Here is a 15,108-nt window from a genome sequence, read left to right as displayed (position 1 = left end):
CATTCCACCAGCGTCACCCCCGAAGGGGATCTGCTGGTTTCCTGCGCTCGACTTGCATGTATTAGGCACGCCGCCAGCGTTCGTCCTGAGCCAGGATCAAACTCTCCATAAAAGTTGAGAATGACTTGCTCATTTGCACACCGAATGTGCTTGTTTTACTTCCTTCTATATAGAAAGAAGATGTTGACGTACTGGTTGGTTCGTTCAGTTTTCAAAGATCAAATAATGCGCTACTGCCTAACGACAGTAAGTAAATTCTACCATAGTTCTTCAAAATAAGTCAATACTGTTGAAAGATTTTCTCTCACAATTTACTTGTTTACTAGAAAGTCGCTTCTTAAAAGAGCAACGTTTAATATAATAACCAATATAAAAATAAAAGTCAAGCCGAAAATAAAACCAGGACTCGTAATTATTACAGCCCTGGTTTTATTATTCGCTATACAGCTTTAACATAATAAATGTTTTTTCCTTTTTTCTTTCTAATCATTCGAGCTGCCAGTTTAGCTCCTCTTTTATCATCAGTTACCAGCAGAATATCTTTTGTGCATTGAAAACGATCCTTTAACGCTCTTTGCAGATAGCTTAATGGAATATTCTCAGCTCCTGGATAAGGAGAACGATGAGCAGAAATATAATCACGAATATCAATGACACAAAAATCATCTCTAGATGGTGATTGATTTGTAAATGGTTTTAATACGAAGGTATGGTAGAACCCTCTAAAGATAGTGAAAATCAGTGCTCCAGTAACAACTATACTTAATTCAAGCATCCTATAAGTCCTCTCTCACCTTAAAATACTAGTTCACCTTTCCATTCCAACATACCACCTTCAAGATTGTGAACTCTATGGAAGCCTTTTTCCTTAAGAAATTCAGAAGCATTCATACTTCTTCTTCCAGATCTGCACACCATAACATATTCATTTTCCGGATCGAGATTTCCTGCTTCTTCCGGGACATTGCCTAATGGAATATGCTGAGCAGAGGGAATCATTCCTTGGGCTACTTCTTCATTTTCCCGCACATCTATAATTTTGAGGTCTTTATTTTCATCTAGCGCTTTTTGCAATTCTTCAGGAGTTATGACTTTTACTACGCTCATACCCATCCTCCTCATTTTAATTTAATTTCATTTTTATTTTAATAAATTAAGAGAACTAGTCAAGAATTTGAACTATACACTAAAAACTACCTCCTTTAAAAAGGAGATAGTTTTTAAAGATTAATTCGTTACGATATTAACTAACTTGCCAGGAACAGCGATAATTTTGCGTACTGTTTTCCCTTCAAGCCACTCCTGTACGTTATCGTTTTCCAGGGCAGCTTTTTCAAGGTCTTCTCTTGAAGCTTCTGGGCTCACCATCATTTTCGCCCGGACTTTCCCCATAACCTGGATTACGATTTCAACTTCTTCTTCTATAAGTTTTTCTTCATCAAATGAAGGCCATTCTTCATAGCTGACACTCTCTGTATATCCAAGCAAGTTCCATAGTTCTTCAGCTAAGTGAGGGGCAACTGGTGACAGCAGCTTTACAAAGCCCTTTACGTATTCTTTTGGAATTTCTTCGACCTTATACCCCTCATTAATAAATACCATCATTTGAGATATCCCAGTGTTAAACCGCAGTTCTTCGAAATTCTCTGACACTTTCTGCACTGTTTCATGGTAAGTTTTCTCCAGTGTAGATTCTTTACTATCTTCTACTACCACATGGGATAGTCTGCCTTCCTCTGTAAATAAACGCCACACACGGTCTAAGAAACGTCTCGCTCCGTCTAATCCATTTGTAGACCAGGCTACTGATGCTTCCAAAGGTCCCATGAACATTTCATACAGGCGCAGTGTATCTGCCCCATGAGTAAACACGATGTCATCAGGATTCACTACATTCCCTTTAGACTTACTCATTTTTTCATTTCCTTCTCCCAAAATCATCCCTTGGTTAAAAAGCTTTTGGAAAGGCTCTTTCGTTGGCACTACGCCCACATCGTATAAAACTTTATGCCAAAACCGGCCGTAGAGAAGATGGAGAACAGCGTGTTCAGCTCCTCCAATATATACATCTATAGGAAGCCATTTTTTTAACTTCTCAAAGTCTGCAAAAATTTCATCGTTACCAGCATCTATATAGCGAAGGAAATACCAGCAGCTTCCTGCCCACTGAGGCATAGTATTCGTTTCACGACGCCCCTTTAATCCTGTTTGAGGATCAACAACATTGACCCAATCATCAATATTAGCCAACGGCGATTCTCCAGTTCCAGAAGGTTTAATTTCTGTTGTTTTCGGGAGACGTACAGGTAATTCATTTTCAGGAACAGCGGTAATTGTTCCATCTTCCCAATGGATGACCGGAATCGGTTCTCCCCAGTAACGCTGACGGCTGAAAAGCCAATCTCTCAGACGGTAAGTCGTTTTTCTCTCACCTTTTTTATTATCTTCCAGCCATTGAATGACTTTTTCTATCGCTTCTTCTTTATCCAAACCATTTAATATTCCAGAATTTATGTGGGGACCGTCTCCTGTAAATGCCTCTTCTTCCACATCTCCACCTTCTAAGACGGCAATGATAGGAAGATCATATTTAGTTGCAAACTCATAATCTCGTTCATCATGGGCAGGTACAGCCATAATGGCTCCGCTTCCATAGCTCATTAATACATAGTCCGCGACCCAGATGGGAAGTTTGTTTCCATCAATTGGGTTTATAGCATAAGCCCCTGTAAACACTCCTGATTTATTCTTCGCTAGATCTGTTCTCTCAAGTTCGCTTTTATTTTGAGCATCGTCGATATAGCGGTCAACTTCTTCTTTCTTCTCCTGCGTTACGACTTGATTGACAAGAGGGTGTTCAGGTGCAAGAACAGCATAAGTAGCTCCGTACAGCGTATCCGGCCGTGTAGTAAACACATCGAAAGAAGCATTATTGTGCGCTATATCAAAAGTAATTTCGGCTCCTTCTGACTTACCTATCCAGTTCCTCTGCATATCTTTAATACTTTCTGGCCAGTCAAGCTCTTCTAAATCTTCGAGCAGCCGGTCAGCATATTCCGTTATTTTCAGCATCCACTGTTTCATAGGACGACGCTCAACAGGGTGCCCCCCTCGTTCGCTTTTACCATCAATCACTTCTTCATTTGCAAGTACTGTTCCTAGTGCAGGACACCAATTTACTGCGACCTCATCAATGTAAGCTAAATCTTTTTCGTATAGCTTAAGGAAAATCCATTGCGTCCACTTATAATAATCTGGATCTGTTGTATTTATTTCACGATCCCAATCGTAGGAAAAACCCAACTCCTGGATTTGTCTTTTAAAAGTAGCAATATTCTGCTTTGTAAATTCTTCCGGATCGTTACCTGTATCAAGTGCGTACTGCTCAGCAGGAAGACCAAAAGCATCCCATCCGATCGGATGCAAAACTTCATAGCCCTGCATTCTCTTCATTCGTGAGAGAATATCCGTCGCAGTATAACCTTCAGGGTGCCCTACATGTAACCCGGATCCTGACGGGTAAGGGAACATGTCTAAAGCATAGAATTTCTTTTTATTTGAGCTAGTATCTGTTTTAAAGGTTTTGTTTTCTAACCAATAGGTCTGCCACTTCTTTTCAATAGCCTTGTGATCAAATGCCATTTGTCTTCCTCCTATTTATTAAACTATCTAAGTGTCTTCGTAATTTAAATTTAAATAAAAAAAGCCACTCATCCCTGAACAAGGGACGAGAGACTTCTCCCGCGGTACCACCCAAATTAACGTTTACACGCTCACTTGCAATCGATATCGGTGATTCAGCCGGAAGAAGATCACGCTTTCTCTTCTTCGACATCCAAGGCGAGTTCATAAAGGCTCAAGAACAGCTTTCACCTGCCGCTGCCTCTCTAGTACTTGAGGAACTTTATTACTATTCCTTTTCAACGTCTTTACATATCTACTTTGTATACTATTGAAACCGTCATTCTTTGTCAAGTTCTCATGTTTACTGCGCGGAATAAATTGGGAATAAGTTTCATTAAAGGAGGATTCTTCATGAAAAAACCTATTCGTAAAACAGACTCTCCTTCTCAAAACAACATTAAGCGTACAGTAAATACACCTAAACGGGTGGTGCAGATTAAAAATCGAAATAAGGGTTAGCTTACGATCCTTCTATTGAAATCAGCCGGATATTTTTATCTGCAGAAGCTATCGCCAATTGCCTGCCATCAAAAAGATAATCTACACTATAATTACCTTTTGCGGGAAGTATTAGTTTTTGTGACTTTAAGTCTTGAAGACGAAGTCTGATTAATTGGTAAGGCATGGCTATAGCTGCTTCTTTTTCATCAGGGGATAATGAAATCGAATAATACCCTTCACCTCCTAAATGATAGGTCTCCAGCTTTTGGTGCTTTGTCATATCCCATATAACTAAACTCCCGTTGTATCCTGCAGACACTCCATAATGATCATTATCAAAAAACTTGAATCCCATCACAGCTGTCTCATGTCCTTCAAACTCTTCTAATACTTCGCCTGAAGGAATAAAATAGCGGCGGAGTCTCGAACCGACTCCGCCTACTACCGCATGAAGGCTCCTGTCTGCAGTTGCTAAGACTCCACTGTTTTGCTGGTCGCTCTTTAATTTGTGTATGAGATCTCCGTCCGGCCACTCTCGTATTCTTAACATAGACTTTTTATTGCTCGTCAGAAGGTAGCGGCTGTCACATGTTAAGTGCATGTGGCTGACTCCAGATTTTAAGTCCTGAAGATTTTGAACAGGTTCAGAGGAAGAAATTTCATGAACTAAAATGGTTCCGCTTCCAGAAGCAGACAGCAGTTTTTTCCCCTTTTCAAGCCAAATAACACAATTCACCGTCTGATTATGTCCTTTAAACTCCATTAGTTTCTTTCCTGAATCTACATCCCATAAATACAACTCTCCATTAAAACCAGCTGAAACCAACAATCGTTCATTAGGATGGTACTTCACTTTATTTACATGTGACGAGTGAGCTTGAATGACTTTGATCTCCATTCGAACACCTGCTTTCATTAATTTAGTCTTTATGAAGAAAGGGTATTTACTTTTAAAGCACTTCATTTATGAGCAGCCCTCCCAACATAGACAGGTTCAATTATCAAGAGCAATTCTTTCAGAAAGCTTTTTTAATAAGTTTATGGAAGCTTTCGTTCATGCTAAAATAATGCAGTATTTAAACGGATGATAAGGAGCCAATAGGAAATGAAGTTAAAAAGAATTTTACATTATGCCCATGATTTGATAGAACAAACGCTTAAAGAAGGCGATGTAGCGGTTGATGGGACGTGCGGAAATGGGCATGATACCGTTCATCTATGCAGACTCGTTGGTTCAAGTGGTCATGTTTATGGATACGATATACAGCACCAGGCTATTGAAAATACATTAGAAAGGTTGAACACACATAACTTGTCTGACCGTGCCACCATCCTCCAAATCAGTCATGATGAAATTAAAGCTACAATCCCGGAAGATGACCTGGCACGGTTAAAGGCAGCCATTTTCAATCTTGGGTACCTGCCGGGAAGCGACAAACAAGTTGTCACCACACCGGAGGTTACTATCCGATCAGTAAAAACGCTTTTGTATCATTTAAATAAAGGCGGAATAATCGTGGTAGTAGTCTACCATGGTCATCCTGGAGGAGGAGACGAAAAAGACGCATTACTTCAATATGTGCAATCCCTTGACCAGAAGACCTACAGCGTACTTCAATATGGGTTTATCAACCAGAAGAACACGCCGCCCTTTATTATTGCTATCGAAAAGAAGCAGCTAGGAATGCAGCGACTTTAACTTATTGTACATCTTTGTATTGTAATAAAAGAAAGTCGCTTTCTTTCCGCTCGCACGAAGCAATGCTTTCACAAAACCTTTCGCCTGGCTGATCGCTTGAACTTTACGGTCAGCTAAATATAAGCCCACGAGCCCTTTATGGATCATTTCGTGAAAAGCTGAATGAGGCAGCTTTTTAATCGAGAGGTTTGTTTGTTTCACAAAATAAACAAACCTCTCTTTCATTAACTGTTCATGATCGTAGTAAGAACAAAAGTTGAGATCACCCTCCTCTTCATCTTCCTGCTGATCAATATAGTAATCAAGAAGAATATGCAAGCCCTGCATATAAGGAAAGTAACTGCCGGTTACTTGTTCCGCCAACTCTTCGGTCATTTCTCCGCTCAGTGCATAAGAAACCAGGCAAAAAACGCCCAGTGTAGATCCTGCACATGCCGAGAACTCATACCATTCAAGATGAGAGCATTCCTCCTGATAGTGCTCAAACCATTTCTTTAACCTAGGAATTCTCTCTTCTTCTCGTACATGCTTATGTACTTGTAAATCATTATACAAAAAGCCTAATTTCGTCGCAGACGCCTGAGCTTTTTTGTAGTGTGGTGAAGCTCGCAACACTTCCTGACAGGTTAAAACGAGAGAGTGCAGGTAACCACCATCATTATTATCCTCCCTATAGAGGTAATAGTTTGTTAATTCATTTTCAGGGTTTAATGCGTCGGTCATCGATCTATGCAGCATACGAAAATCTTTGGGATCCATTGATGTACTGCGATCACACAGATTGTCTAAATAATCACTTATCGTTTGATAGGCTACGATAAACCGAACAGCTTCGCGCCAATTTTCCTTTGCCAGAAGCGAATAAATGCCTCCCCCTTCACAGTGGAACGTTTTCTGTTGAATACTGGCTAAAGCTTGAGTCTGTAATTCAGTGTTTGGTATTGCTTCAGCCAATTTCTTCCAATGATTCAACTGTTTATGCACGTATGGAAAAACTTGTCTATAGACACACACCATTAAAGGAAGTGCACGTTCAGGAACTTTCTCACTCACATTAATCTCTCCTTATATGTAATGCCCCGGCAGCTGTTGGTGTAAGAAGTTATGTAAATATTTATACGGAAGCTGCCACTCTACTTCATTAAATATCTCATGATAAAACCCCGGCCACTCTTTATATGATTTCTCAGAAGAGTCTGCTTCCTGAAACCACTGGTAGGTTTTTAAAGGATCTACAATTAAATCATCTCCTGATTGCATGACGAGCAGAGGAAGATTAGGGAACTTATCTATTTCTTTAAAAGTCCTGTTAATCGAACGCTGAAATTCGTTATACCACCTGACTGAAACCTTATCAATTATAAGATTATCCTTCTTATGCCGGGCGATTATTTCCGGGTTTTTTGTAATAGATTCCGGTTTCAAAGCGCGAGTTACTCTAAAAGTCGGCCAAATATAGTTTAATAACCGGGATGCCGCTTCCATAGGTTTACCCGCCCCATTTTTAATAGCAAAAGCCGGAGACGAAAGTATTACCCCGTTTACTTTTAAATTATAGGTTTGAAGTGCCCTCACTACGATAACCCCGCCCATACTGTGACCCAATAAAAAAACTGGCAGGTTATCATCTGCTTCTTCAACCCATTCTTTTATTTTATTTATATAATCGGAAAAAGAGCGGATGTGCCCTTTCAATCCTTCTGTTCTTCCCTGGCCAGGCAGATCATGTATGACTGCTTCAAAGTTATCCTTCTGCAGTTGTTCAACCAGATGATTATATCTGCCGGAATGTTCAAAAGCACCATGTACAATAATTATTGTAGCTAATTTATCAGGAGTCATTCCAACTTCTCCTCGTCTATTTGTTATACTAAATTAACTATAATTATAAGGGGGTTCATAATGATTTGCGAGTATAAAGGAATAAAACCAAAGATTGATGCCAACGTATATATAGCTGAAGATGCCGTAATAACAGGCGATGTAACGATCGGGGAATATTCGAGCATATGGTTTAAAACCGTAATCCGGGGGGATGTTGCCCCGGTCCATATTGGGAAAGAGGTTAATATACAGGACTTAAGCATGCTGCATCAGAGTCCTGATCAGCCCTTAATCATTGAGGATGGGGTAACCGTTGGCCATCAAGTCACATTGCATTCTGCCCATATAAAGAAAAATGCACTAATCGGCATGGGGGCCCTTATTTTAGATGGGGCAGTAATTGGGGAGCAGGCCTTTATTGGAGCCGGCAGCCTCGTTCCTCCTGGAAAAACAATACCTCCACGAACGCTGGCCATTGGCCGTCCTGCCAAAGTAGTAAGAGAATTATCAGAAGAAGATTACAAAGAACTCGACCGCATTCGATCCACGTATGTAGAGAAAGGGCAGGTTTATAAAGAACAACAGTCAAGCTAGAAAAAGGATAGACTTATGGGCGCCTTTCTCGATTTATGGGCGAAAACCCGCGGAATGTCATCCGCGGGTTTTCTTTTATTCAAAAAGCAGGCAGACCCACGACGGACTGCCTGTTACTTATTCTGTAAGGTTAAGCACTGCACCTGCTGGAAATAACCCTTCCGTGACAGCTCATCTATTTATATAAACAAAAAAATCGCTCCATTCGTGTTCAAGCAATTAAACGAATAGGAGCGATTTTTCAATTAGTAATTCAGTGATTTTATTATTAATGTTAAGAGGGCTTTTTGAGACAGCTCCTCTATCTTATTGATTTACCTTTTGCTTTAAAAGCTCAGCTTTATCAGTTTGTTCCCACGGAAAAGCAACATCTGTGCGTCCAAAATGACCGTAAGCAGCAGTTTGACGATAGATAGGGCGTCTAAGGTCAAGCATTTTAATAATACCGGCAGGACGCAAATCAAACAATTCTCTTACTGCCTCTACAAGCTGCTCTTCCGAAACCTTACCTGAGCCAAAAGTATTAATAGATATAGAAACGGGCTGAGCCACACCAATGGCATAAGCAAGCTGAACCTCGCAGGTTTCGGCGAGTTTGGCAGCCACAATGTTCTTTGCCACATAACGAGCTGCATAAGCTGCTGAGCGGTCAACCTTTGTCGCATCCTTCCCGCTGAAGGCTCCTCCGCCGTGACGGGCATAACCGCCATAAGTATCCACAATAATTTTTCTTCCAGTCAATCCAGCGTCACCTTGAGGTCCGCCAATTACAAAGCGGCCTGTAGGATTAATAAAATACTTTGTCTGTTCGTCAATCAAGCGGCTCGGCACGACTGGATTAATGACTTTTTCTTTTAAATCCTTTTGAATTTGTTTCAGCGTAATCTCTTCTGCATGTTGTGTAGAGATCACAATGGTATCCACTCTTACCGGAAGATCGTTTTCATCGTATTCGATAGTGACTTGAGTTTTCCCATCAGGTCGTAAGTAACTTAATGTTCCGTCATTTCTTACATCAGAAAGGCGTTTAGCTATTTTGTGAGCTAGTGAAATAGGCAGAGGCATAAGCTCTTCAGTTTCGTTATTCGCGAATCCAAACATTAAGCCTTGATCTCCTGCACCAATTGCTTCAATTTCATCCTCACTCATCTGACCTTCTCTTGATTCGAGTGCAACATCAACCCCACCTGCAATATCAGGTGACTGCTCGTCAATTGCTGTAAGAACCGCGCAAGTATCCGCGTCAAAACCATATTTAGCTCTTGTATATCCAATTTCCTTAATGGTTTTCCTTACAATAGAAGGAATGTCTACATACGTATTGGTACTTATTTCCCCTGATACTAATACCAGCCCCGTTGTCACTGTAGTTTCACAGGCAACTCGGGCATTTGGATCATTTTTTAAGATTTCATCTAATATCGCATCAGAAATCTGGTCACAAATCTTGTCAGGGTGTCCTTCTGTGACAGATTCCGATGTGAATAACCGGCGATTAGCAGGCATTCTAAAAAACTCCTCCTTCTATATTATGAGAATTCGACGGAACTCTTTCCAGTTTTTCTTTAGAAGTTTATCACACAGGTAAACTTCACTTGTGTTTTATATTTAAAGTTATAATTTGAAAGGCTTAAGTGCTTTGCACATAAAGAAAAACCCTTCCTGCTAAAAAGAGGAAAGGTGCTAGTTCCTTTCGCTCTTATCGTCCAAGGCTGAATAATTGAGCCTTGCTCCAGGTTAGCACCATGTCAGATTACTGACGGGTTGCCGGGTTTCATTGGGCCTGTCCCTCCACCACTCTGGATAAGAGAGTATCCGTTCGGACTAATAGTATCGAAATACCGCAACCATGTCAATTAGTTTTCCGTCTTTATGACATGGAGCACGAGCCGTTTTTGCAACGGTTCTTGAAGATACGATATCGGTTCTTTGCGATTAGTCGATATAAAGGTTCCCCTATCACTCTCATGCCTGGCATGTACATAAAGGCACCGACTACGAAAGTTAGTGGAGTTCTTATAAACGCATACCTAAGGGAGTCGTACCCTTTTAGAATCTTCTTAGAAGGGGTAATTAAGTGTAATTCTTTAGATAAATCGTTGATATTAATTTTAAATTTAGACACATCTTCTTTTTGAATAGCCATCCATTTAAATAGGTTAAACCAGTCAAAGGTTTGTAAGATTAATTTGGTCTGCCTGCACAAATAACAATTTTCATCATATAAAATTATAGGCTTGTTCACTATTTCACATCCCTTCAATAACATTATAGCTCAATATGTAATAAAATAAAATGAAAGCAATTTCAATTAATAGTATGGATTAATGAATCTAATGTGTTATACTTTGTTTCAAAGTAGAACCAAATCTTTAAGTAAAGGCGGGTAGTCACTTATGAGCACCATTAATCAGATGTCTGATTTAACTCAACTTCTAAATGAATCACATGTCCAACACCAATTATCAGTCCCACAACTAGTAGAGAAGATTCTTGCGCGTAAGGAAGGCACGCTGACTAACAGTGGATCAATCCAGGCAACAACCGGTGAATATACTGGTCGATCTCCACACGATAAATTCATCGTTAAAGATGACGAATCTACTGATCGTGTGAATTGGGGAAAAGTCAATCAATCAATTGACGAGTTTACGTTTATAAAGCTTTACCATAAGGTGTTGGATTACCTAAAAAAACGAGATGAGCTTTTCGTTTTTAATGGGTTTGCCGGGGCTGACGAAAGATACCGCCTGCCATTAAGAGTCATCAATGAATTTGCCTGGCACAACCTGTTTGCTCATCAAATGTTTATTCGTCCTAAAGAAGAAGAGATAAATCACCACGATGCAGAGTTCACTGTCATTTCTGCACCGACATTTAAAGCAGATCCTGATGTAGACGGCACTAATTCCGAAGCTTTTATTATGATCTCCTTTAAACACCGGGTCGTTCTTATCGGAGGCACGGAATATGCAGGAGAAATTAAAAAATCAATTTTTTCAGTCATGAATTATGTACTGCCTAAACAAAATGTACTTCCGATGCACTGTTCAGCGAACGTTGGAACAGAAGGGGACGTTGCTCTCTTCTTTGGTCTTTCAGGAACTGGTAAAACGACATTATCAGCTGACGCAGACCGTAAATTAATTGGTGATGACGAACATGCGTGGTCCAATTATGGTATTTCCAACATCGAAGGCGGATGTTATGCAAAATGTATTAACTTATCTCATGAAAAAGAGCCACAAATTTTCGATGCTATCCACTTTGGAGCTGTATTAGAAAATGTTATTTTAAATGAAGGATCCCATCAGCCTGACTATGATGATACGTCTTTGACTGAAAACACTAGAGCTGCCTACCCGCTGCACCATATTAAAAACACAGTAGACCCGAGTATTGCAGGGCACCCAAACGCTCTAGTTTTTCTTACAGCGGATGCTACCGGGGTGCTCCCGCCTATAAGTAAATTGACAAAAGAACAGGCAATGTATCATTTCCTAAGCGGGTACACGAGCAAACTTGCAGGAACAGAACGAGGCGTCACCTCTCCACAAGCAACTTTCTCTGCCTGCTTTGGGTCACCATTTCTTCCGTTAGCTCCATCAGTATATGCAGAGATGCTAGGAGAAAAGATCGATCAATTTAATGCAGACGTATATTTAGTAAATACAGGTTGGACTGGCGGTCCATACGGTGAAGGACAGCGAATGAAACTATCTCATACACGCTCAATGATCCATGCGGCTCTTGAAGGAGAGTTAAATTCTGCAGAGACGTATACTGACCCCGTATTCGGCTTGAACATTCCAGTGCACTGTCCCGGAGTACCTGATGAAGTTTTAATTCCGAGAAAAACATGGAAAAACCCTAAAGACTATGATCAGAAGGCTCATGAATTAGCAGATCAATTCCATAAGAATTTCAAACAATTCAAGAAGGCGAGCCCTGATATTATTAGTGCAGGACCACATTACGGAAGGTAATTACAATCGTTTCCTCATTTCCTCAATATATAAGAAACCCGTGCCAATGGCACGGGTTTCAATTTGTTGAAAATCCATCGTTTTCTCTTTCATCTCAAAAGGGTGTACACACTCCTTGCAGGCTCAAGAGCAACCGATTTTAGGAATCGACTCCCTTTCCATGGTTCCACACGATGTGGGAGCGTTAGGTTACTATAAGTGTAAAAGCCTTGGCAGAAAGTAGTCTTTCTAATAAGAATTAAGATGCTTGAATTTAATAATTTTTAAGCACTCAGTTAATACTTCGTCCTTCATCATAAAGCTGTAGAGTGTATTGTTTTTAATTGAATCTGGTAATTGGTTAAGTAAGACAGGTCCTTCGGTTTCGTAGTAATGAGGCTGTTCTTCAAGATGGGAGATCTCAGCGAAGTAAACATTCTTAATAATAGTTCCACCTTTCCCAGCTACATAATACTGCCCAATATAATGAAGGCGTTCGACCTCAGCCCCCGTTTCCTCCTTCACTTCCCGTACAGCCGCCTCATCAGCGGATTCTCCTTGCTCAACCTTACCTCCCGGAAATTCCAGACCTCTATCCTTATGTTTGGTTAACAGCCATTGCTCTTTATAACGGCAGATAACCCAGACATGTTTAGGTGCAGTTGAAAAAGGATGATCCTCAAAAGAGAGTTTCACTTGATTTCTATAATAATCATAAAATGTTTTCACGTTTAATCAACTGCCTTTAATAACTTGTTATGTACTTCTGCATTAAATCGTATCATAAGGACTCAAGATTAAAAACAATAGTGAATGTTACACTTATATTACACAAAAACTGAAAACTTGAAACCTTCGACTTTTTCAATCGTATGTATAGAAGAACGAAAAGGGGGATTTTTATGAAAAACAAACTTGCAGCTTTAGCAGCGGCTGGTCTGCTTCTTACTGCCACTGCATGCTCAAGTGCAGAGGGACAGGAAGCGAAAGATGTATTCGAGAAATCAGCAGAGGCTTCTGAAGAATTAGAAAGTTTCTCCATGAAAATGGAAATGGTGCAGAACATGGACGTCGATTCAGAGGATACCGAAGCAGCTGTTCCTGGAGGGGTTCCTATAGAGACTACAATGGATTCCGACATGCAGATGGATCCCGTCGCTTTTCACCAAACAGTGGACTTCATGGGTCAATCAATGGAACAATACTATACAGAAGACGGAATGTATATGTCCATGCCAGGAGAAGACGGATGGTTTAAAGCACCTGAAGAACTCCTTGACCAGTTAAATCAAATCAGTTCTGAGGAACAATCCCCAGGTAATCAGCTTGAAAACCTGAAAGACTATGTGGATGAATTTGATTTAGAAGAAAATGATAATTCTTACACTTTGTCTTTTACATCTGAAGGTGAGAATGTACAATCTCTCATCGAAGAGTCCATGGAAGAAATGTTCCCTGAAGGTACTATGCCTGAAGATACACTAGAAGGATTGACAGTTGATAAAGTAGAATATTCCTTTAAGGTTGATAAAGACAGTTATTACCCTAGGAAGTTAGATGCCAAAATGGACTTCACCATGGATGTAGAAGGAGAGGAAACAGCGATCAGCCAAGAAATGAGCGGGACATACAGCAATTTCAATAACGTTAAAGAAATCCAAATTCCTGAAGAAGTAACCGAAGATGCGGAAGAACTTCCAGGAATGGGCACCACTCCATAATGAAAAACAGAAGCCGCTTCTAATTCTGAAGCGGCTTTTCACTGTCTAAATCTTCTAAGACGCCCATAGAAGCAATATGGCTTTTCGTCTGCTCATCACCAAGTTCGTGGATTTTACGAAAGGCAGATTTCATCCCTTCATCAAATTCATCATTTGCCTGATCCCTATGGTAAGGATCAAATGGGACATGAGCACGAAAGAATGCTCTCGTATCCGAATTGTACATTTCATCAAACATTTCTCTTAATAACAACAGATCCCCTTCATCAGCATAAATAACGAAATCATCATTATTTGCATCGTGATTAATTGATATTTCCCGTGTGCCTATATTGACATAATACGGCTGTTTACCCATTTGCACAGACCTCCTTTATACGATTAGGTTTAGCAAAAAGGAAACTTTTATAACTGTATTATTCAGCTGTTCCTCAAGTGAGGGCAAACTTTACAGAAATTACTGTCACAATGAAGCTTATACGATAAGCAGCAGCACTTCCTTTGTCTCGCTCCAGTGTTCATAATGGGCTGATTTATGAAATACCCAAAAGGATTTTCTTTCGTACCAAATGCGCTTCCCGGCAGGTGTCCTATAATATATAGAAGGTCTTTCTGCATGCGTCTGGCTGTCACTGAATCATACCATTGAGGAAGCTCCCTTTCGTAAAAGCGAAACATATAAATGGCGATATTTTCCCACATCACATTCATTGAAAGCCGGGTTAACTGGTTAATATGCAGAAATAAAGGTCTGACCTGATTAGAAAAAAGTTTGCTAAGTTCAGCATTCATCCAGTCCTGCCGGTTGAATTTGCCAGGTTCACTTACTTTCTTTGATTTTAACTTTAACTTTGGAAACCATTTTTGTTCATCAGTAGTTTGCATCAACTCAATATTTTCTAAGTCCATCTGAGGCAGTTTATCAAATAAAGTCATAGCAGCCAGCGGGACATTAGCTATATAATAGCCATAGCGTTTAGAAAGAATGGAAGCTGACGTTATAAGGAAATTAGATTCCATATAAGCATAGATGCAGTCAATCGTCTGCTGGACGCCGGACTTCGTTTTTAAACGAGTCCCTTTAATTATTTCGTAAACCTCATCTTCATCGTCTAAAAAATATCTAAAGCGTTCGTGGAGAAAAAGTTCTTCCTCTTTACTTAGAAAACGCAACGCGTCA

General features: G+C 40.1%; 15 protein-coding genes, 1 rRNA gene, 1 riboswitch and 1 other annotated feature. Of the genes, 4 read left to right on the top strand and 12 right to left on the bottom strand.

Annotated elements, in window-relative coordinates:
• From LF822_RS15325 to LF822_RS15305, 5 genes are all read right to left on the bottom strand, one after another.
• Positions 1-112: ribosomal RNA gene (locus LF822_RS15325) — 16S ribosomal RNA — on the bottom strand; the annotation flags it as partial.
• 327 nt (positions 113-439) lie between these two features.
• The gene (locus LF822_RS15320) at positions 440-775 is read right to left on the bottom strand and encodes a rhodanese-like domain-containing protein (protein ID WP_253924930.1); all 336 of its coding nucleotides are present in this window, start codon (positions 773-775) and stop codon (positions 440-442) included.
• A gap of 20 nt (positions 776-795) precedes the next feature.
• Entirely contained in the window at positions 796-1,107 is a 312-nt protein-coding gene (locus LF822_RS15315; RefSeq protein WP_253924929.1) for a rhodanese-like domain-containing protein, read from the bottom strand.
• Positions 1,108-1,227: 120 nt separating this feature from the next.
• Entirely contained in the window at positions 1,228-3,642 is a 2,415-nt protein-coding gene (leuS, locus tag LF822_RS15310) for a leucine--tRNA ligase (protein ID WP_253924928.1), read from the bottom strand.
• A gap of 78 nt (positions 3,643-3,720) precedes the next feature.
• Positions 3,721-3,933 (bottom strand) — a binding site (T-box leader).
• Between the two features lie 211 nt (positions 3,934-4,144).
• Positions 4,145-5,089: a WD40 repeat domain-containing protein gene (locus LF822_RS15305; RefSeq protein ID WP_253924927.1), complete on the bottom strand. Its 945-nt coding sequence runs from the start codon at positions 5,087-5,089 to the stop codon at positions 4,145-4,147.
• Between the two features lie 141 nt (positions 5,090-5,230).
• On the opposite strand from LF822_RS15305, the gene mnmM reads away from it, so the two are divergent.
• Positions 5,231-5,824, top strand: coding sequence for a tRNA 5-(aminomethyl)-2-thiouridylate-methyltransferase MnmM (mnmM, locus tag LF822_RS15300; protein WP_253924926.1), 594 nt, complete (start codon positions 5,231-5,233; stop codon positions 5,822-5,824).
• On the opposite strand, the gene LF822_RS15295 is transcribed toward mnmM, so the two are convergent.
• On the bottom strand, positions 5,804-6,841 hold the full coding sequence (locus LF822_RS15295) for a tetraprenyl-beta-curcumene synthase family protein (RefSeq protein WP_253924961.1): 1,038 nt from the start codon (positions 6,839-6,841) through the stop codon (positions 5,804-5,806). The genes mnmM and LF822_RS15295 overlap by 21 nt on opposite strands.
• Positions 6,842-6,889: 48 nt before the next feature.
• On the bottom strand, positions 6,890-7,666 hold the full coding sequence (locus tag LF822_RS15290; RefSeq protein ID WP_253924925.1) for an alpha/beta hydrolase: 777 nt from the start codon (positions 7,664-7,666) through the stop codon (positions 6,890-6,892).
• A 60-nt stretch (positions 7,667-7,726) separates the two neighbouring features.
• On the opposite strand from LF822_RS15290, the gene LF822_RS15285 reads away from it, so the two are divergent.
• On the top strand, positions 7,727-8,242 hold the full coding sequence (locus tag LF822_RS15285; protein ID WP_253924924.1) for a gamma carbonic anhydrase: 516 nt from the start codon (positions 7,727-7,729) through the stop codon (positions 8,240-8,242).
• A gap of 306 nt (positions 8,243-8,548) precedes the next feature.
• On the opposite strand, the gene metK is transcribed toward LF822_RS15285, so the two are convergent.
• Positions 8,549-9,748, bottom strand: coding sequence for a methionine adenosyltransferase (metK, locus tag LF822_RS15280; RefSeq protein ID WP_253924923.1), 1,200 nt, complete (start codon positions 9,746-9,748; stop codon positions 8,549-8,551).
• Between the two features lie 190 nt (positions 9,749-9,938).
• A riboswitch (SAM riboswitch) is annotated at positions 9,939-10,052 on the bottom strand.
• A 60-nt stretch (positions 10,053-10,112) separates the two neighbouring features.
• Complete coding sequence (locus tag LF822_RS15275) at positions 10,113-10,487, bottom strand: thiol-disulfide oxidoreductase DCC family protein (RefSeq protein ID WP_253924922.1); 375 nt, start codon at positions 10,485-10,487, stop codon at positions 10,113-10,115.
• 151 nt (positions 10,488-10,638) lie between these two features.
• On the opposite strand from LF822_RS15275, the gene pckA reads away from it, so the two are divergent.
• Positions 10,639-12,228 carry a phosphoenolpyruvate carboxykinase (ATP) gene (pckA, locus tag LF822_RS15270; RefSeq protein WP_253924921.1) on the top strand — a complete coding sequence of 530 codons (1,590 nt, stop codon included), beginning with the start codon at positions 10,639-10,641 and terminating at the stop codon, positions 12,226-12,228.
• A 228-nt stretch (positions 12,229-12,456) separates the two neighbouring features.
• Here the strand turns inward: pckA and ytkD are convergent, their stop codons facing one another.
• On the bottom strand, positions 12,457-12,936 hold the full coding sequence (gene ytkD, locus LF822_RS15265; RefSeq protein ID WP_253924920.1) for an RNA deprotection pyrophosphohydrolase: 480 nt from the start codon (positions 12,934-12,936) through the stop codon (positions 12,457-12,459).
• 173 nt (positions 12,937-13,109) lie between these two features.
• On the opposite strand from ytkD, the gene LF822_RS15260 reads away from it, so the two are divergent.
• Positions 13,110-13,928 carry a DUF6612 family protein gene (locus tag LF822_RS15260; protein ID WP_253924919.1) on the top strand — a complete coding sequence of 273 codons (819 nt, stop codon included), beginning with the start codon at positions 13,110-13,112 and terminating at the stop codon, positions 13,926-13,928.
• Positions 13,929-13,947: 19 nt separating this feature from the next.
• On the opposite strand, the gene LF822_RS15255 is transcribed toward LF822_RS15260, so the two are convergent.
• Together LF822_RS15255 and LF822_RS15250 are read right to left on the bottom strand one after the other, a co-directional pair.
• Complete coding sequence (locus tag LF822_RS15255) at positions 13,948-14,286, bottom strand: hydrolase (RefSeq protein ID WP_253924918.1); 339 nt, start codon at positions 14,284-14,286, stop codon at positions 13,948-13,950.
• Between the two features lie 62 nt (positions 14,287-14,348).
• Entirely contained in the window at positions 14,349-15,101 is a 753-nt protein-coding gene (locus LF822_RS15250; RefSeq protein WP_253924917.1) for a hypothetical protein, read from the bottom strand.
• Positions 15,102-15,108: the final 7 nt, after the last annotated feature.

This window comes from Halobacillus sp. A5 (assembly GCF_024189315.1).
GTDB lineage: Bacteria > Bacillota > Bacilli > Bacillales > Halobacillaceae > Halobacillus_A.
This window is presented reverse-complemented; position numbering and strand designations above follow the sequence as displayed.